Origin of the sequence: Phenylobacterium sp. NIBR 498073, from assembly GCF_027286305.1 — a bacterium.
Taxonomy (GTDB): Bacteria; Pseudomonadota; Alphaproteobacteria; order Caulobacterales; family Caulobacteraceae; genus Phenylobacterium.
In genome coordinates, this window is sequence record NZ_CP114599.1 from 3,137,196 (window position 1) to 3,155,686 (window position 18,491).

At 69.8% G+C, this 18,491-nt stretch carries 17 protein-coding genes; 7 read left to right on the forward strand and 10 right to left on the reverse strand.

The genetic code is table 11. The features are described from left to right. From O4N75_RS15745 to O4N75_RS15755, 3 genes are all read left to right on the forward strand, one after another. On the forward strand, positions 1-438 hold the full coding sequence (locus O4N75_RS15745; RefSeq protein ID WP_269626425.1) for a MarR family transcriptional regulator: 438 nt from the start codon (positions 1-3) through the stop codon (positions 436-438). Then, complete coding sequence (locus O4N75_RS15750) at positions 435-1,862, forward strand: MFS transporter (protein ID WP_269626426.1); 1,428 nt, start codon at positions 435-437, stop codon at positions 1,860-1,862. Before O4N75_RS15745 ends, O4N75_RS15750 begins: the two co-directional genes overlap by 4 nt. Before the next feature lie 62 nt (positions 1,863-1,924). Continuing rightward, entirely contained in the window at positions 1,925-2,350 is a 426-nt protein-coding gene (locus O4N75_RS15755; protein ID WP_269626427.1) for an OsmC family protein, read from the forward strand. On the opposite strand, the gene O4N75_RS15760 is transcribed toward O4N75_RS15755, so the two are convergent. After that, positions 2,347-3,732 (reverse strand): HWE histidine kinase domain-containing protein, encoded by a 1,386-nt coding sequence (locus O4N75_RS15760; protein WP_269626428.1) that lies wholly within the window; start codon positions 3,730-3,732, stop codon positions 2,347-2,349. The genes O4N75_RS15755 and O4N75_RS15760 overlap by 4 nt on opposite strands. 67 nt (positions 3,733-3,799) lie before the next feature. Further along, complete coding sequence (locus O4N75_RS15765; RefSeq protein ID WP_269626429.1) at positions 3,800-5,152, reverse strand: dicarboxylate/amino acid:cation symporter; 1,353 nt, start codon at positions 5,150-5,152, stop codon at positions 3,800-3,802. Between the two features lie 369 nt (positions 5,153-5,521). Between O4N75_RS15765 and O4N75_RS15770 the strand changes: the two genes are divergently transcribed. Continuing rightward, a complete protein-coding gene (locus O4N75_RS15770) occupies positions 5,522-6,355 on the forward strand; it encodes a flagellin (protein WP_267233185.1) in 834 nt (277 codons plus the stop codon). A gap of 73 nt (positions 6,356-6,428) precedes the next feature. Here O4N75_RS15770 and O4N75_RS15775 read toward each other — a convergent pair whose 3' ends face one another. Beyond that, positions 6,429-7,436, reverse strand: a complete 1,008-nt coding sequence (locus O4N75_RS15775; protein WP_269626430.1) for a nitronate monooxygenase family protein — start codon at positions 7,434-7,436, stop codon at positions 6,429-6,431. A gap of 136 nt (positions 7,437-7,572) precedes the next feature. On the opposite strand from O4N75_RS15775, the gene O4N75_RS15780 reads away from it, so the two are divergent. The 3 genes from O4N75_RS15780 to O4N75_RS15790 all read left to right on the forward strand — a co-directional run bounded on the left by O4N75_RS15780 (position 7,573) and on the right by O4N75_RS15790 (position 11,543). Further along, a complete protein-coding gene (locus O4N75_RS15780; protein WP_269626431.1) occupies positions 7,573-9,003 on the forward strand; it encodes a methylmalonyl-CoA mutase family protein in 1,431 nt (476 codons plus the stop codon). Then, positions 9,000-11,150, forward strand: coding sequence for a methylmalonyl-CoA mutase (gene scpA, locus O4N75_RS15785; RefSeq protein WP_269626432.1), 2,151 nt, complete (start codon positions 9,000-9,002; stop codon positions 11,148-11,150). The genes O4N75_RS15780 and scpA overlap by 4 nt, the downstream gene beginning before the upstream one ends. A gap of 69 nt (positions 11,151-11,219) precedes the next feature. Beyond that, positions 11,220-11,543, forward strand: coding sequence for an antibiotic biosynthesis monooxygenase (locus O4N75_RS15790; protein WP_269626433.1), 324 nt, complete (start codon positions 11,220-11,222; stop codon positions 11,541-11,543). Here O4N75_RS15790 and O4N75_RS15795 read toward each other — a convergent pair. From O4N75_RS15795 to O4N75_RS15825, 7 genes are all read right to left on the reverse strand, one after another. Next, positions 11,540-11,908: a VOC family protein gene (locus tag O4N75_RS15795; protein ID WP_269626434.1), complete on the reverse strand. Its 369-nt coding sequence runs from the start codon at positions 11,906-11,908 to the stop codon at positions 11,540-11,542. The genes O4N75_RS15790 and O4N75_RS15795 overlap by 4 nt on opposite strands. Positions 11,909-11,925: 17 nt before the next feature. After that, a complete protein-coding gene (locus O4N75_RS15800) occupies positions 11,926-12,357 on the reverse strand; it encodes a DUF4112 domain-containing protein (protein ID WP_269626435.1) in 432 nt (143 codons plus the stop codon). A gap of 39 nt (positions 12,358-12,396) precedes the next feature. Beyond that, the gene (gene dgcA / locus O4N75_RS15805) at positions 12,397-13,380 is read right to left on the reverse strand and encodes an N-acetyl-D-Glu racemase DgcA (protein WP_269626436.1); all 984 of its coding nucleotides are present in this window, start codon (positions 13,378-13,380) and stop codon (positions 12,397-12,399) included. Continuing rightward, positions 13,377-15,917 (reverse strand): polar localization protein TipN, encoded by a 2,541-nt coding sequence (locus tag O4N75_RS15810; protein WP_269626437.1) that lies wholly within the window; start codon positions 15,915-15,917, stop codon positions 13,377-13,379. Before O4N75_RS15810 ends, dgcA begins: the two co-directional genes overlap by 4 nt. Positions 15,918-16,055: 138 nt before the next feature. Continuing rightward, on the reverse strand, positions 16,056-16,307 hold the full coding sequence (locus O4N75_RS15815; RefSeq protein ID WP_269626438.1) for a hypothetical protein: 252 nt from the start codon (positions 16,305-16,307) through the stop codon (positions 16,056-16,058). A gap of 107 nt (positions 16,308-16,414) precedes the next feature. Continuing rightward, on the reverse strand, positions 16,415-16,942 hold the full coding sequence (locus tag O4N75_RS15820) for a methylated-DNA--[protein]-cysteine S-methyltransferase (protein WP_269626439.1): 528 nt from the start codon (positions 16,940-16,942) through the stop codon (positions 16,415-16,417). Next, positions 16,926-18,422: an AlkA N-terminal domain-containing protein gene (locus O4N75_RS15825; protein WP_269626440.1), complete on the reverse strand. Its 1,497-nt coding sequence runs from the start codon at positions 18,420-18,422 to the stop codon at positions 16,926-16,928. Before O4N75_RS15825 ends, O4N75_RS15820 begins: the two co-directional genes overlap by 17 nt. Between the last annotated feature and the right edge of the window lie 69 nt (positions 18,423-18,491).

Genomic DNA, 18,491 nt, shown 5'->3' on the forward strand with positions numbered 1-18,491 from the left:
ATGCCGAATTCGCCAGAGACGCTCGCCCTCGCCGACAGCCTTCGCGCACCGCTCCTGCGGGCGGCGCGGCGGCTGCGCCAGGAGGCCCAGCGCGCAGGCAGCTCTGCGCTCGACGCGCTGATCCTCGGCTACATCCGCCGGCGCCCCGGTGTCGGCGTCAGCGAGCTGGCCCAGGCCGAGCAGATCTCGCGCCCCAGCATGAGCGGCCACATCAAGCGGCTGGAGGCCGCGGGCTGGATCCAGCGCTTCGGCGACCAAGAGGACGGGCGTCGCTCAGGCCTGCAGATCACGCCAGCGGGCGAAGCCCAGCTCGACGCGGTCCGCCAGCGCCGCAACGACTGGCTCGCCGACCGTCTGGCGCGGCTGACGCCCGAGGCCCGCGCCGCCCTCGCCGCAGCCGGCCCGCCGCTGCTGCAACTGCTGGAGCAGGACCAGTGAGCCCGGTGGACCAGCCGCTTGGAGACAAGGGCTCCACCGCCACGACCCGCGGCTGGGTGATCCCGGCGATCATCGGGTCGGCCATGCTCATGCAGACGATGAACGCGACGGTGATCGCCAACGCGCTGCCGACCATGGCCGTGGCGCTGGGCGAGCCGCCGCTGCGCCTGAACCTCGCCATCACCATGTTCCTGCTGGCCTCGGCGGTTTTCCTGCCGATCAGCGGCTGGGTCGCCGACAAGTTCGGCGCCAAGCGGATCTTCATGGTCTCGATGGTGCTTTTCGCGCTCGCCTCGGCGGCCTGCGGTTTCGCCCAGGACCTGACCCAGCTGGTCATCGCCCGCATCTTCCAGGGCGTCGGCGGGGCCATGATGGCCCCCGTCGGCCGGCTCGTCCTGCTGCGCACTACGCCCAAGGAGGAGTTGGTCGGCGCGATGTCGGTGATGACCATGCCGGCCCTGCTCGGCCCGGTCATCGGGCCGATCGTCGGCGGCGCGATCGTCACCTTCGCCGACTGGCGCTGGATCTTCTTCCTGAGCATCCCCGTCGCCGTGGTCGGGCTGCTGCTGGTCATGCGCTACGTGCCCAACGTCAAGGAGCAGGAGGTCTCGCCCATCGACTGGAAGGGCACGCTGCTCACCGGCCTTGGGCTGGCCGGCCTGATCTTCGGCTTCGAGAACCTCGGCCGCGGCCTGCTGCCCGACGTCCTGGTTGCGGCGATGTTCTTCGGCGGTCTGGCGGCGCTGGTCGTCTACTGGCGCCACGCGCGGGGCAATCCGCACGCCATCCTCGATCTCTCCGTGTTCCGGCTGCAGACCTTCCGCGCCTCGGTGATCGGCGGCGCCTTCATGCGCATCGCCATGGGCGCCACCCCGTTCATGCTCGCCATGCTGCTCCAGGTCGGCTTCGGCCTATCGGCGATCCAAGCGGGCCTGATGACCTTCATCTCAGCCGCGGGGGCCCTGGTGATGAAGACGACGGCCCCGCCGATCCTGCGCCGCTTCGGCTTCCGCTCGGTGCTGGTCGTCAACGCCCTGATCGTCGCCGTCAGCTTCGTGGCCTATGGCCTCTTCACCCCGACCACGCCGCACTGGCTGATCCTGTTGATCCTTGGCATCGGCGGCTTCTTCCGCTCGCTGCACTTCACCAGCCTCAACGGCCTGGCCTTCGCTGACATCGGCCAGGACCGCATGAGCCGCGCTTCGACCACGTCCTCAATGGTGCAACAGCTTGTGCAGTCGGTCGGTATTGGGCTGGCCGCGGCGCTGATGCACTTCTTCATGGTCGCACGCGGCGAAGACCAGTTGACCGCCGCGGCGATCTCGCCCGCTTTCGTAGTCACCGGCCTGATCACCCTGATCTCGCTGGTCTTCTTCATCCCGCTGCCCCGCGACGCCGGCGACGAGATGAACGGCCGCAAGTGATCCAATCGGCGCGTGCGGCGTTTATCGCTCGTTCAGGGGCGATCCCATCTCAGGAGGCGAGCATGATCCGCAAGGCGCGCGCGGTTTGGCGCGGAACCGGCCGTGACGGCGACGGCGATCTGACCACCGATTCCGGGGCGCTGTCGGCCACGCCCTACAGCTTCAAGACCCGGTTCGAGGACACGCCCGGAACCAACCCGGAGGAGCTGATCGCCGCAGCCCACGCCGGCTGCTTCACCATGCAACTCGCCTTCCTGATCCAGCGCGCCGGCTTGGCCGCCGAGGAGCTCTCCACGGAAGCGGCGGTGTCGCTGGTCTCGGATGGCGAAGGCTTCAGGATCGACCGCTCTGCGCTCACCCTGCAGGCCAAGGTGCCGGGGATCAACCAGGTCAAGTTCGATGAGCTGGCCCGGATGGCCGAGAAGAACTGTCCGGTCTCCAGGCTGCTCAACGCCGAGATCACGCTGCAGGCGACGCTGATCTCCTAGCGTCGCGCCAGCAGGGCGCTCATCCGGCACTCCGCCCCCTCGGGCGGAAAGTCCAGTTCGACGGTCCCGCCATAGGCCTGCAGCGCGCTGAGCGTCAGCCGCGTGCCGAATCCGGTGCGCTTCGGCGGGATCACCCGCGGCCCTCCGCGCTCGCGCCAGTGCAGCTGCAGGCGCTCGCCGTCCACGCGCCAGACGATCGAGACCCGCCCTGCCCCGGACAATGCGCCGTACTTGGCCGCATTGGTCGCCAGCTCGTTCAGCACCATCACCAGGTTGACGGCCATCTCGGGACCCAGCGGCGCCGGCGCCTCGGGCCCGTCGATGGCGAACCCCTCGGCCGCGAACGGCGCCAGCGCGGCCTCGATCACGTCGCGCAGGTCGGCCGCCTCCCAGACGTTGCGGGTCAGCAGGTCGTGGCCGCGAGCCAGCGACTGCAGGCGGCTGTCGAACGCCGCCCGGAACGCCGCGGGGTCGTCCGGCGCGCCGCGCATGGTCTGCGAGGCGATCGCCTGCACCGCGGCCAGATTGTTCTTCACGCGATGGTTCAGCTCGGCGAGCAGCAGATCCTGCCGCTGCCGCGCCGCCACCTGGGCGGTGATGTCCTGCGAGGTGCCGATCACCCGGACCGGACGTCCCAGGCCGTCGAACGATACGCGCGCCGCGCCGCGGACCCAGACCGCAGACCCGCCCTCGCCGCCGGCCGTCGTGCGGTGCTCGACCACATAATGCCCGTCGTTCTCACCGGCCATCGCCGCATCGTAAGCGGTGCGGGTGGCCGGGAAGTCCTCAACATGGACCGCGGCCGCATAGGTCGCGTAGTTGATGTCGCCTTCTGCCGGCAGGCCGAACATTCGCCGAGTTCGCCCGTCCCAATCCACCCGGTCGGTGGCGACATCGTACTCCCAGAACCCGAGTTCGGTCGCGTTCAGCGCCAGCGTCAACCGCTCGCCCTGACGCTCGGCCTCGGTCTGCGCGAGGTGCTGCTGCGTGATGTCGATGATGATGAACGCCACCTGCCCAGCGGCCTCCGCCAGCGGCGTGAAGGTTCCGAGGAACCAGCCCTGGCGACCGCTCGGAAAGCGGAACGAATACTCGATCGTCTCGGCCGTCCCGCCCAGCAGCACCCGATGCAGGACCTCGAGCCGCCCGCCGATCTGGTCGCTCGCCACGCCCAGGTCGCGCCCAGTTCGACCGTTGAGGGCGCCTGGCGCACAGCCATAGAATTCGCACGCCCCCCGATTGGCCATGACGAAGCGATAATCGTCCGCCAGGGGCTCGACGACCCCGGCCAACATCGAGGGCGCGTCAAGCATCGCCTGGAGCAGCGCTTCGCCGCCGGCGCCGGCGTTTCGCCAGTCGCCCTTCCGCCCCTCGTCGCCCATTCGCCCTCCGCCCGTAACAGTTCGATCCTAGGGCGGGTTTTTCCGCCTGGACAGACGGCGATAGGCCTCAGGCGGCGCGCTGCGTCGTTTGGTCCGGCTCAGTCGGCAGGTCGCCCGATGCGGCGTTGTAGACTTCCATGTTCAGCATGCCCTGCTGCTTGGCGACCAGCGTCGGCACCAGCGCCTGGCCCGCGACGTTGGTCGCGGTGCGGCCCATATCGAGGATCGGATCAATCGCCAGCAGCAGCCCCACGCCTTCCAGCGGCAGGCCCAGGGTCGAGAGCGTCAGGGTGAGCATCACCACCGCTCCGGTCAGCCCGGCCGTCGCCGCCGACCCGATCACCGAGACGAAGACGATCAGGAAGTAGTCGCTCACCGCCAGCGGCACATTGTAGAACTGCGCCACGAAGATCGCCGCCACGGCCGGATAGATCGCCGCGCAGCCGTCCATCTTGGTCGTCGCGCCCAGGGGCACGGCGAAGGCGGCGTAGGACCGCGGCACGCCCAGCGCGCTTTCGGCCACCGTCTGTGTCACCGGCAGGGTTCCTATCGACGAACGCGAGACGAAGCCGAGCTGGATCGCCGGCCAGGCCCCGGCGAAGAATTTCAGCGGATTCAATCCATTGGCAAGCAGCAGGGTGGGGTAGACGACGAACAGCACCAGACCCAGGCCCGCATATACGGCCAGGGCGAAGGCGCCCAGCTGCGCCAGCGCGTCCCATCCGTAGTGCGCCACGGCGTTGCCGAACAGGCCGATGGTGCCGATCGGAGTGAGGCGGATCACCCACCATAGGATCTTGCGCACGATGGCCAGCGCCGAGGCGTTGAACGCCAGGAACGGCTCGGCCGCCGCGCCCGACTTCAGCGCCGCGATGCCGGTGACGAGGGAGATAACCACGATCTGCAGCACGTTGAACGACAGCGTCGTCTTGGCGCCGTCGTCCGCCAGGGTCGTGGACGCCGCCAAGCCCAGCATGTTCGAGGGCACGAGGCCGGTGAGGAAATCGAGCCAGGAGCCGCTGGTCTGCGAGACCCCCGCAGCCGCCGCCGCGACGGTGGTGTTGAGCCCCGGCTTGAGCGCCAGGCCCAGGACGATGCCGATGCTGACGGCGATCAGGGCGGTCGCCGCGAACCAGAACAGCGTGCGCCAGACGAGCGCTGCGGCGTTCTGCAACTCGCGCAGGTTCGCGATGCTGGCGACGATGGCGGTGAACACCAACGGCGGCACCAGCACGCGTAGGAGCTGGATGAAGGTCGCTCCCGCCAGCCGCAAGGCCTCCGACAGGCCATGCCCCGCCTGCCCGGCCTCAGAACCCAGTTGGCGCGCCAGCAGCCCCAACCCCAGGCCCAGCGCCATGCCGGCCAGGACCTGAAAGCCGAATGAGGCGAAGATGCCGCCGCGTTTGCGCGCCTGCGCCATGGAAAGCTCCTACTGAAAGTCGCGCGGAGCATGGTCGGGGCTCGGACGCCGCGCCAGCGGTTTGAGCTTTTTGTGTCCTTAGAAAACCTGCAAGCGGTCGGATCGGCCCTGTCGCCGGCGCCGACCGGCAGAACCTGCCCACCCAGGGGCGCAGTTTTTGCCGTGCCTGGACGGCAGAATTTACCGTGTTTGACCTTGCCCAGCGCCTGGAAAGCCGCGCCCGCGACGACGATCTGCGAAAAACCTCAAGCGGATCAACGATGATTGGTTAACGGCCAAAACTGGCCCGACCCTTGCTCAGGAGTCCCGCAGGCAAAACGCCTCCGGCAGTCAAAATGACGTCGGTCTCCGAGAAAAGGAACCAAGTGTATGTCGATGAATTCGGTCAACACGAACAAAGGCGCGATGATCGCGCTGCAAAACCTGAACGCCACGAACAAAGACCTCGGCATCGTTCAGAACCGGATCAACACCGGCCAGAAGATCTCCACCGCCAAGGACAACGGCGCCATCTGGGCCATCGCCCAGAACCAACGCGCTGAATCGGCCTCCCTCAATTCGGTCATCTCGTCGCTGCAACGCGGCCAGTCTGTGGCTGACGTCGCCATGTCGGCCGGCACCGCCATCTCGGACATCCTCGTCCAGATGAAGGAAAAGGTCCTGGCGGCGACTGAAGCGGGCCTGTCGACCGCCTCCAAGGCGGCGCTCAGCGACGAATACAAGTCGCTGCGCGACCAGATCGACACGATCGCCAACAACGCCACCTTCGACGGCGTCAACCTGATCTCGACGACTTCGGTCAATAGCGCGAGCATCAAGGCGATCGCCAACGCCGACGCCACCGCGACCATCGACATCGACCACGTCGTCCTGTCGAAGTCGAACGCCAAGATCGCCGCCACCCTGGCCACCCTGACCAACGGCGTGACCTCGGCGGACGTGAAGGAAGTGGAAGACGCCATCCAGGACGTCTCCTCGGCCCTCTCGAAGCTCGGCACCGGCGCCAAGGCGCTCGATACCCACATGACCAACGTCATGAAGCTCCAGGACACCCTGGACGCCGGGGTCGGTAACCTGGTCGACGCCGACCTGGCGAAGGAAAGCGCGAAGCTGCAAGCGCTGCAGACCAAGCAACAGCTTGGCGTGCAGGCCCTCAGCATCGCCAACCAGTCGTCGAGCAGCCTGCTCGGACTGTTCCGATAAGACCAACGAACGCTTCGCGTTCAACGGCGGCGGCGGGAAGGGAAACCTTCCCGCCGCTTTCGTTTTGAAGCCCCTACTCGGCCGCCATAGCCAGAGCGCTGCCGCGGGTCAGCGAGGTCTTCGCCGCCAGCGCGGCCTTGGCGGCCTCGTATTCGGCGGCCAGCCGATCGATCATTTCTCCGGCGCTCGGAATCTCCTTGATCGCGCCGATCCCCTGACCGCAGCCCCAGATGTCCTTCCAGGCCTTGGCCTTCTGGTTGCCGCCCGAACCGAAGCTCATCTTCGACGGATCCGATTCCGGCAGGTTGTCCGGGTCCAGGCCCGCGGCCTCGATCGACGGACGCAGGTAGTTGCCGTGCACGCCGGTGAACAGGTTCGAATAGACGATGTCGTCGCCGCTGCTGGCGACGATCATGTCCTTATAGCCCTGCACCGCATTGGCTTCCTTCGTCGCGATGAAGGCCGAGCCGATATAGGCGAGGTCCGCGCCCATAGCCTGGGCGCCCAGGATCGCAGCGCCGTTGGCGATCGAACCCGACAGCGCGATCGGACCATCGAACCACTCGCGCAGTTCCTGGATCAGCGCGAACGGCGACAGGTGACCGGCGTGACCGCCGGCGCCGGCGGCGACCGGGATCAGGCCGTCGGCCCCCTTCTCCACCGCCTTGCGGGCGAAGCGGTCGTTGATCACGTCATGCAGCACCACGCCGCCGTACGAGTGGATCGCCTTGTTCACATCTTCGCGCGCGCCGAGCGAGGTGATGGTCACCGGCACCTTGTACTTCACGGCCATCTCGACGTCGTGCTCGAGCCGGTCGTTGGTCTTGTGAACGATCTGGTTCATCGCGAACGGCGCCGAGGGACGGTCCGGATTCTTGCGGTCCCAGTCGGCCAGTTCCTCAGTGATCTGGGCCAGCCATTCGTCGAGCTGGCTCGCCGGACGCGCATTGAGCGCCGGGAACGAACCGACGATCCCCGCCTTGCACTGGGCGATCACGAGTTCCGGGCCGGAGATGATGAACAGCGGCGAGCCGATCACCGGAATGCGCAGGCGCTCTGCGAGAATGGGGGGCAAGGCCATTGGGTCGTCCTTATGAGATGTGTCGATCTAATTTTTACAGCGTACACACAAAAATTCATGCCACGCAAGCGTCCCCGCACCGCCTGACCCCGCGTGAACTTGACGCGTCGCTTGGTCAGGTCGCAATGACAGGGTGATGACCGACACTTCGATCGCTTCCGGCGCCTTCCCGCCCGCCACCGCCGCCGACTGGCGCGCCCTGGTGGAAAAGACCCTGAAGGACGCCCCCTTCGAGAGCCTTCAGCGCACCACGCTCGAGGGGCTGCCCATCGCTCCGCTTTACGAAGCCGGGCGTGAGGGGCCGAAGTTCGCGCCGCGGCCGCATGACGCCGAACGCCCGTGGGACCTGAGGGCCGCCGTCGCCCATCCCGATCCGGCGCGTGCCCGCGCCGACCTGCTGACCGACCTGGAGGGCGGCGCAGCGTCCGGCCTCGTCTGCATCGACCCGACCGGCGCGGGCGGCGTGGCTGTCGGCTCGGCCGCCGACCTGGCGCGGGTGCTCGACGGGGTGATGCTGGAGCTGGCTCCGGTGGCGCTGGATGCGGGCTTCCTCGGCCCGAAGGCGGCCGACTGGCTCGCCGCGGCCGCCAAGGGCTCGCCCAACGCCCTGCTCTCGTTCCACTTGGATCCGCTCGGCGCCTTCGCCCAGGCCGGCGAGAGCCCGGGCCCCATCGAGAGCCACCTGGTCTCGGCCGCCACGGTCGGCGCCCGTCTGGCCGAATCCTACCCCAAGGCCGGGCTGTTCCTGGCCTCGGGGCGAGTGATCCACGAGGCCGGCGGCGGCGAGGCCGGCGAACTGGCCTTCATGCTCGCCTCGGCGCTCGCCTACGCCAAGGCGCTGGTGCGCGCCGGCCTGACCATGGATCAGGCGTTCTCCGGGATCCATCTGGGCCTGTCCGCCGACGCCGACTACTTCGCCTCTCTCGCCAAGCTCCGCGCCGCCCGCGTGCTGTGGGCCCAGCTCACCAAGGCCTGTGGCGCGACCGCCCCGGCCCGGATCGAGGCCCGGTCTTCACAGCGCATGCTGGCCGCCCAGGATCCCTGGACCAACATGCTGCGCCTGACTTCGGCCGGGTTCGGCGCCGCCGTCGGGGGCGCCGACGCGGTGGTGCTGGGCGCCTTTACCGATGCGATCGGGCTGCCCACGGCCTTCGCCCGCCGCCAGAGCCGCAACACCCAGCTGGTGCTGATGGAGGAGGCCCACCTCGGCCGGGTCGCCGACCCCGCCGCCGGCTCGGGCTACATCGAGGCGCTCACCGATGAGATGGCCCGCGCCGCCTGGGCCCAGTTCCAGGCGATCGAGGCGGAGGGCGGCGTCGTAGCGGCCCTGGCCTCGGGTCACGTCGCCGCCCACGTCGCCGCCACCTGCGCGGCGCGCAAGGCCGCCGGCCCGCCGAAGATCGTCGGCGTCACCGCCTTCCCGCCGACCGAGGACGCGCCGGTCGAGGTCGAGCGTCCCAGTCCTGTTTCGACCGAGGCTCCATCGCCGCGCCTGCCGGGTCCCGACGGCCGCTGCCCGCCGCTCGCCCCCATCCGTATCGCCGCGCCGCACGAGGCCGCCCGATGAGCCAGTTCCCCGACTTCGCCAACCTGCCCTTCGACGCCGAGGGCGTCGCGTCGCCGCCAGCAACGGGCGCCGCCTGGGAGACGCCGGAAGGCATCGCCGTTCGCCCGTCCTACGGCCCGGCCGACATCGCCGGCCTCGCCACCGGCTATCCGGGCCTCGCGCCGTTCGTGCGCGGTCCCTACCCGACCATGTACCTCACCAACCCCTGGACGGTCCGTCAGTATGCGGGCTTCTCCACGGCTGAGGACTCCAACGCTTTCTATCGCCGCAACCTGGCCGCCGGGCAGATGGGCCTGTCGGTCGCCTTCGACCTGGCCACTCACCGCGGCTACGACAGCGATCACCCGCGGGTGAAGGGCGACGTCGGCATGGCCGGCGTCGCCATCGACTCCATCCTCGACATGCGCACGCTGTTCGACGGAATCCCGCTCGACAAGATGAGTGTCTCGATGACCATGAACGGCGCGGTGCTGCCGATCCTGGCGCTCTACATCGTGGCGGCCGAGGAACAGGGCGTGCCGCACGCCAAGCTGTCGGGCACGATCCAGAACGACATCCTCAAGGAGTTCCTGGTCCGGAACACCTACATCTATCCGCCCGCGCCCTCGATGCGGATAATTTCCGACATCTTTTCATACACTTCGCGCGAAATGCCGAAGTTCAACTCGATCTCGATCAGCGGCTATCACATCCAGGAAGCCGGTGCGACGCTGGACCTGGAACTGGCCTACACCCTGGCCGACGGCGTCGAGTACGTGCGCGCCGGCGTCGCCGCCGGCATGGGCGTCGACCAGTTTGCGCCGCGGCTGTCGTTCTTCTGGAACGCGGGGATGAACGCCTTCATGGAAATCGCCAAGCAGCGGGCCGGCCGCCTGCTCTGGGCCAAGCTGATGAAGGACGAGTTCGACCCCAAGGACTCCCGCTCGCTATCCCTGCGCGCCCACACCCAGACCAGCGGCTGGAGCCTGGCGGCGCACGATGTCTACAACAACGTGCCCCGCACCCTGGTCGAGGCGATCGCCGCCACCGGCGGCCAGACCCAGAGCCTGCACACCAACTCGCTGGACGAGGCGCTGGCCCTGCCGACCGACTTCTCGGCCCGGATCGCGCGCAACACCCAGCTGTTCCTGCAACTCGAGAGCGGCCAGACCCGCGTCGTCGATCCCTGGGGCGGCTCCTACTATGTCGAACGGCTGACCGCCGACCTCGCCGCTCGCGCCCTCGAGCACATCGCTGAGGTCGAGGCCCTGGGCGGCATGGCCAAGGCCATCGAGGACGGCCTGCCCAAGCGCCGCATCGAGGAGGCCAGCGCCCGCACCCAGGCCCGCATCGACGCCGGCCGCCAGAGCGTCGTCGGCGTCAACCGCTACAAGCCCGACGTCGCCGACGAGATCCCGGTGCTCAAGGTCGACAACACCGCCGTGCGCGAGCGCCAGCTGGAAAAGCTGCAGCGCCTGCGCGCCGAGCGCGATCCCGCCGCCGTCGAGGCCGCCCTCACCGCCCTGACCGAAGGCGCGGCCGGGAACGGCAACCTGCTGGAACTGTCGGTCAACGCCGCCCGCGCCAAGGCGACGGTGGGCGAGATCAGCCTGGCTCTGGAAAAGGTCTTCGGTCGCCATGCCGCCGAGGCCTCCGCCGTCACCGGCGTCTATCTGCGCGAATCCGGCGCCACGCCCCAGGCCCAGCGCGCCAAGGCCATGACTGAGGCCTTCCGCCAGGCCGACGGGCGCAAGCCGCGGGTGATGATCGCCAAGATGGGCCAGGACGGCCACGACCGCGGCCAGAAGGTGATCGCCTCCGGCTTCGCCGACCTCGGCTTCGACGTCGACATCGGCAACCTGTTCCAGACCCCAGCCGAAGCCGCCGCCCAGGCCGTCGCCGAGAACGTCCACGTGGTCGGCGCCAGTTCGCTGGCCGCGGGCCACCTGACCCTGGTGCCGGAACTGAAGGACGAACTCGCCAAGCTGGGGCGTGCGGACATCCTGGTCGTGGTCGGCGGGGTGATTCCGCCCGAGGACTTCCAGGCCCTGCGCGACGCCGGCGTGGCCGCGATCTTCACCCCCGGCACGGTGGTGCCCGAGGCGGCGATCGAGGTGCTCGACCGGCTCAACGAACAGATGGGCTACGCCCAGCTCGAAAAGGCCTGAACCGCCCGCGAGGCTGGAACGCCGGCCCCGTCCGGGGCAGACTGGCGCGCGCCCAATCAGGAGTACGCCATGTTCATCGCCATGAACCGCTTTCAGGTCCTGCGCGGACAGGAGAGCGCCTTCGAAGCCGTGTGGCTGTCGCGCGAGACGCACCTGGAGCAGGTTCCGGGCTTCCTAGGCTTCAGTCTGCTGCGCGGTCCTGAGCACGACGATCACACGCTCTACGCCTCGCATTCGCGCTGGGCGTCCAAGGGCGCCTTCGAGGCCTGGACCAAGTCCGAGGCCTTCCGCCTCGCGCACAAGGGCGCCGGGGACAACAAGCCGCTCTATGCCGGCCATCCGCAGTTCGAAGGCTTCGAAGTCCTGCAGAGCGTCGCCCCGGCCTCGGCCTAACCCGACCCGAGCATCACCAGATTGCCCTCGCTGTCGCGCAGCAGGGCGTAGCGCTCCTTCGGCGACCAGGGCGCGTCGATCGGATCCTGGTCGAACACGACATTGCGGCCGCTCAGTTCCCGAAAGGCGGCGTCGACGTCGGCGACGACCAGGATCAGGCTCGGCTGCTCGCCGGGCGCCTCGTTGGCGCGTTTCTCGAACAGGATCTTGGTCGGGGAGCCCGGCACTTCGAACTCGATCCAGCGCCAGCCGCTGCCGTAGTGCTGGTCCGCCGCCAGGGTCAGGCCCATCACGTCACGATAGAAGGCGACCGCCCGATCCTGGTCGCTCACCGGCAGTCCAGCGAACTTCACGTGCTTGAACATCGCCGTGTCTCCGCGTTCTAGACGATCCTGGGCGCGACCTTCACCGCCTTCGCACGCCGTCCGGGCTTGCCGTACCAGGTCGGCGGAAGCTCCGCCGGGCCGTGCCGCGCCTCGATGTCCTTTTGCAGCGCGCCTGCGGCCATCAGATGGCCGGGAAACAGGGTATCCACCGCCCAGCCGACCACCGGCGGCACCGAGGCGGCCGAATCCAGCAGCAGGTAGGCCGCCATCCGCGCCAGGGTCGGCAACGAGGCGCCGGCCACCACGCCCTGATAGAGCAGCAACCCGCCTGCCCCGAGGCTGTAGGCGGTGCCGGCCACCGGCACCCAGGCCAGGACGCCGTCCAGCCCAATCCCGACCGGCCCGACCCCGACCAGTCGGTCGGAGAGGCGCTTGATCCGCTCGGCGGCCCGCCAGGCCCCGTGTGCGCGTTCCTTGTCGTCAGCCATCACGTTTCCACGTCATCGCCAGGATATAGGAACTAAAGCCTAGCCCCAAAGCTGCGGCGTAGGCGGAAAAATCAGCGAGCCGTCGAACACCAGCCCCGGATCGCGATCGCGGGCGAGCAGCAGCGGCCCGTCAAGGTCGGCCACCTCCGCCCCCTGAGCGATGATCATCGCCGGCGCCATGGCCAGCGAGGTCGCCACCATGCAGCCGGCCATCAGCTCCAGGCCCAGGGCCCGCGCCTGGTCCACTACCGCCAGCGCCTCGGTCAGGCCGCCGGCCTTGTCGAGCTTGACGTTGACCGCGCCGTAGCGCCGCGCGCAGGCCGCGAGCTCGCGGCACGTATGCAGGCTTTCGTCGGCGCACAGCGTCACCGGACTGATCCAGCCCTCCAGCGCCTCATCGGCGTCGGCGTGCAGCGGCTGCTCGATCATCTTGACGTCGAGCCGCGCGAACTCAGGGGTCAGACGAACCAGGTCGTCGAAGCTCAGGCCTTCGTTGCCGTCGACGATCAGGCGGGTCTTCGGCGCGGCGGCGCGCACCGCGGCCACGCGATCCAGGTCGTCCGGGCCGCCGATCTTCAACTTCAGGAACGGGCGGCGGGCCATGGGCCTGGCGGCCTGCGCCATCGCTTCGGGGGTGTCGAGGCTGATCGTGTAGCAGGTCTTGACCGGATCCAGGCGCGTCCGTCCTGCAGTCCGCCAGGCCGGCACGCCGCTCAGCTTGGCCTCCAGGTCCCACAGCGCGCAGTCCAGCGCGTTGCGCGCCGCGCCCGGCGGCAGGGCCTTCTGCAGCGCCTGACGGGTCAGGCCCGCCTCCAGGGCCGGGCGCAGGGCCTCCATCCGGGCCAGCTCGCCCTCGACGCTCTCGCCGTAACGACCATAGGGCACGGCCTCGCCGCGCCCGATCGCCCCGCCCTCGGCGATCTCGGCGACGATGACGTGGGCCTCGGTCTTGGCGCCCCGCGCGATCACGAAGGCGGCGGCCAGCGGCCAACGCTCGTCTCGGAGCGTCAGGCGCCGGCTCAAGCCAGGTCGCCGGCCGCCGCGTCGAACAGCAGGTAGGTGCGGCCGGCCTCCGAGCTCAGCAGCTTCTCCACGACCCGCCCTTCGGCGTCGCGCTCGGCCGCGTCCTCCAGCAGTTCGTTGTAGCGGGCCAGATAGGTCATCACCTGACGCTTCAGCGGCTCGTCGGTGAACAGCTTGCGGGTCAACCTACGCGTAGCGGCCGGCGCCAGCTTGCGGACCACCGTCCGTGCGCCGTCCACGTCGCGGACCTGCAACGCCACGGCCAGCTCGTGAATACGGCTGCGCGGCAGCAGCGCAGTCGGGTCGATGCCCATCGCCCCGATCTCGTCGGCGAGGATCTCTTCCAGCGGCCGGGACGCGGCCTCAGCCTCAGCCTCACCCTCCTCGTCGTGCTCCTCGAGGGACGACAGCAGGTCCTTCCACGTCCAGCCTTCGCTGGCGGGTTCCTCGTGACGCCCGCCGGCCTGTTCGAACACATGCGAGAACTCGGCGTCGGTCGCCGTCGGCGTCAGGCGCAGACGCGGCCGGCCGCGCTCGCCGGCTTCGTCCGTGGGCGCCAGCTCGGTCAATTCCAACTCGTCGGCCTCGGCCGGTCCAGGCGCCGGCTCGACCACGGGCTGGGGCGCGGGTTCGGCCGGCGCAACTGCCTTGGCGGCCAAGCGCTCGCGCAGCGACACGCGCTCGGGGCGCAACGGCGCGGGCGCCGCCGGCGGCGCGCCCGCAGAGGTCGCCACCGACCCCATCAGCCGCACGGCCTCGCTAAGCATGTCGTAATTGCGCCGCACGCGCTCCTGGAACGCCTCGTCGATCGCCTGGGTCTCGTCGGCGGTGCGCCGCGCGTGATCCATCAGCTCGTCGATGCTCTCGGCCACGGCCATCCGGACCTCTTCGGCGCGGTCGCGGGCGGCGGCCGGCAGCTTGGTCGCCCGCTCCTCGATCTCGCCCAGCATGCCGGTCAGTTCGTCCAGCGTCGCCCGGGCGGCGCGCGCGCCTTCGTCCAGCTTGCTGATCGTCGCTGCGCCGGCCTGCTCGACCATCTTCGCCGACTGTTCGATCAGGGCCCGCGCTTCCTCGAGCCGCGCCTCGAACACCTTGTTGGCTTGCTGGCCGGCGGTGAAGGCCGCCTCCGACAATTGGTCGACCTGGTCGCGCGCGGTCTCGGCATGGCGCGCGGCCACCTGGCGCGTGTCCTCGGCCGCCTGGGTCATGGCGGTGATCGCCGCGCGGGTCTGCTCCTCCAGGCGCGCGCGCTCGGCGGCGGCGGCGGCGGCCACGGCCTCCACCGAGTGCAGAGTCGACTGCCCGAATTCGTCGCGTTCGGCCTTGGCCGACTCCGCCAACTCGCGGAACTGCGCCGTGGCCTCGGCCATCAGCTGGCGCAGCGCCTCGCCCCCCTTCACGGCGCGGTCGCCCATTTCGGCGGCCGACAGACGCGCCTGGCCGATGAACTCCGACAGCTGGGCGGTTTGGGACTCGGTCTGGGCGGCGAAGTTCTCATGGTCGGCGCGCAGCGCATGGGCGGCGGTGACCAGGCCGGCGCGCTGTTCAGTCAGCCCCTTCTCGACCGCACCGATCTGCTCGGTCACGCCGAGGCCGGCGGTCTCCAGGCGGGCGATGTGGCGGGTCAAGTCCTCGGCCGCGGCGCGCGCGACGTCGCTGGTCTCGCCGGCGGCGGCGGCCAGGTCGGCGGCTCGCGCGGCGAGCGAGGCCTCGGCCTCGCGCAGTTGCGCCTCGGCCAGGTCGGACGCCTCGCCGACCATCTTGGCCTGGCGGGTGATGGCGTCGGCCACCGCGGCGGCCTGGGAATCGAGCGTCTGAGCCAGGCCGCCCAGTTCGCTGCGCTCGCGGCCCAGGCTTTCGGACAGCCCCTGGGCGGTGCGCGCGGCGTTGGCGGCGGCGGCGGCGAGCTCCTCGCTTTCGCCGGCCAGCGCCTGGCGCAGCACGATGATCGTGTCGCGTGCTTCCTGCGCGGCGGCGCCGGCGCGGGCGATCTCCTCGCGCATGGCGTGGACCAGGTCGACGGTCTGGGCGCCGGCGGCCATCGCCGGAGTCACCATCTCGTCAGCCAGGGCCTTGGTGCGCCGGGCCTCGGCGCCCAGGAGCTGGCCTTGGCGCACCATGTAGGCCAGCGCCCAGACCAGGGCCGCCGGGCCGATGGCCAGCGCCGCGAACACGGCGACCGCGAACGGCTCGAAATCGAACGGGGCGACGGAGCGGCGATACCCCCAGGCGAAGGCGATCGGTGCGCAGGCCCAAAGCACCGAGACCACCAGGGCGGCCATGTAGATGGTCCAGCCGGACGACGGCGCTACGGCCGTAGTCGGGGTCACGGGAATGCGCGGGGTCAGCCGCGAGGCGCCGCTCGCGGGCGTCGAGGTCTTGGTCTCGACGGCGAGGTCGCCCGACGGCGGCGGGGCGAAGGCGAAGGCCCGATCGGCCGCCTCGGCCTCGGCCAAGTCGACGGGCGCCGGCGTTGGCGCGCCTTCTCCGTCAAGCGATTGCAGATCGACCGGTTGTTGCCGCTTTTTGATCTTCATGGCCCGTCGTAAGCGGCCTTCCACCCCTGCCGGCGGGCGCGCAAACACACGCGCGCCTCATCATTGCGCCCAGGATCGAAGGATTACCGGCGAACGCCCCGGAGGCAAAGCACTGATCGGCGGCGAGAGCTGCGGCCGTTAGGTCCGCAGCAGCTTGGCGCGGGTCTCGGGACAGATTTCGCGGACCATGGTCGGTCCCTTGCCAGACTTGGCGATCACGCGCGGCGTGGGATTCACGGGCGTCTTGCGGCTGATCGTGCGCGCGACCGTACGCTCCGCCGGAACGGGCTTTTCGACCTTCTGGGCGTCCAGCGTCACGCCGAAATGCGAATAGGCCGCGGCGGACGACGACACCACCACGGCAGCTACGATCTCGGTAAAGGTCTGCATCGGAACTCTCCCGTCCGTCCGACACGATTCCAGCGAGCGTCGTTATACGATGACCGCTGCGATCGGGCGATGTGTCGCAACATGAAATTTCAGTCATGAAGCGTCGATCACTTGTCGACGAAAGCCGCTCCCTCGTGGCTGAGCAGCCAATGCTTGCGATCAAGACCGCCGCCGTAGCCGGTGAGCTTGCCGTTCGACCCGATCACCCGGTGACAGGGCACGACGATCGAGACCGGATTGGAGCCATTGGCCAAGCCCACGGCGCGGATCGCCTTCGGCCGGCCGATCCGCTCGGCCAGACCCTTGTAGGTCAAGGTTTCGCCGGCCGGTATGGTGCAGAGCGCAGTCCAGACCTGGCGCTGGAACGCCGTCCCGCCCGTGCGCCAGGCGATACGGCCCAGGGCGGTCAAATCGCCGGCGAAATAGGCGTCCAGCTCGGCGCGCGCCGCAGCCGGCGCCGCTCCGCCGACCAGATCGGCGGGAGGGTTCTGGCGGCGTAGCAGGGTGGTCAGCCGCGTCTCGTGCGTCGTCCAGTCAAAGGCCCGCAGATGGCCGCCCGCGTCGGTCACCAGCAGGCCTTCGCCGAGCGGCGTCGTCATCCGGTCTAGGGTCAGGACTTCAGGCGGCCTTGGCATGCTTGCTCTCTGAGGGGTTCTTCGGGTCCGCCGCCCAGAGGTGCGATGCCGCATAGGCGCGCCAGGGCCGCCAGCGCTCGGCCCGCGCCAGCAGTTCGGCAGCGGTCGGGCGCACGCCGTCCGGCCCCTCCAGCGCCCGCATCAGGCCGATGTCGGCGCTGGGGAAGGCGTCGGGCTCACGCAGCGCCCGCATGGCGATGTACTGCGCCGTCCATTCCCCAATCCCCGGCAAGGCGCGCAGCGCGGCGACCGCCTCGTCCAGGCTGCGGCGCATGCCGAACAGTTCCGGATCGGCCGCCGCCGCGGCCGCCAGCCCGACCAGCGCGCGGCCGCGGGCCCTGGGCATGGCCAGGGTCTCGACGTCGGCCTGCGCCAGGGCGGCCGGTTCGGGGAAGAAATGAGTCAGGCCGAGCGCGTTCGCGGCCTCGTCCTCCAGCGGCGCGCCATGGGCGGCGGTGATCTTGCCGGCCAGCATCCGCGCCGCCTGGACGGTGATCTGCTGGCCCAGCACTGCGCGCACCGCCAACTCGAAGCCGTCCCAGGCGCCGGGCGCGCGCAGGCCCGGCCGCGCGGCCACCAGCGGCGCCAGATCGGGGTCCTCGGAGAGGTGCGCCTGGATCACCGCCGGATCGGCGGCGAGATCGAACACGCGCCGCACCCGGGCGATGACCGCCGGCCAGGCTTCCACCTTCGGAAACCGCAGCGTCGCCTTGAGATAATCGCCCTCGCCGGGGTCGATCATCACCACGCCGCGCGCCGCCCCGACGCGCAGGCTGCGGGCATAGCGCCCTTCGCGCACCGCCTCGACGCCGGGGATCGCCCGGGCGCTGAGGAACGCCAGCATGGCTGGCCAGTCATAGGGCGCGCGATAGGGCAGCCGGATAGTCGCCGCCCCGCCTTCGCCGGCCGCCACCTCCGCGCCGCCCACACGGCGCAGCTTGGCCGGCGGGCGGTCGAACAGCTGCTGGAAGGTCTCGTTGAAGCGCCGCACGCTGCCGAAGCCGGCGGCCAGCGCCACCTCGGCCATCGGCATGCGGGTCTCGTGCAGCAACTGCTTGGCCAGCAGCACCCGCCGGGTCTGGGCGACCGCCACCGGCGAGGCGCCGACATGCTGCTGGAACAATCGCCGCAGCTGGCGCTCGCCAACGCCCAGCCGTTCGGCCAGGCTGTCGACGTCGCCGTTGTCCAAGGCCCCAGCTTCGATCAGGCCCAGCGCCCGCGACACTGTATTCGAGGTGCCGCGCCACGACCCCAGGTCGGGCGAAGTCTCGGGCCGGCACCGCAGGCAGGGCCGGAACCCGGCCTCCTGCGCGGCCGCGGCCGAGCGATAGAACCGCATGTTCTCGCGTTTGGGCGTGCGGGCCGGACAGATCGGCCGGCAATAGATCCCGGTGCTCGTCACGCCGCTGAAGATGCGCCCGTCGAAGCGGGCGTCTCGCATCTGGAAGGCGCGGTAGCAGGCGTCGTCATCCATATCCATGCGGCGATGATCGGCCTATGAGCGGCGCATGTCTCGCGGTTTTCGGACATGACCGGCCTGGCTTCAGCG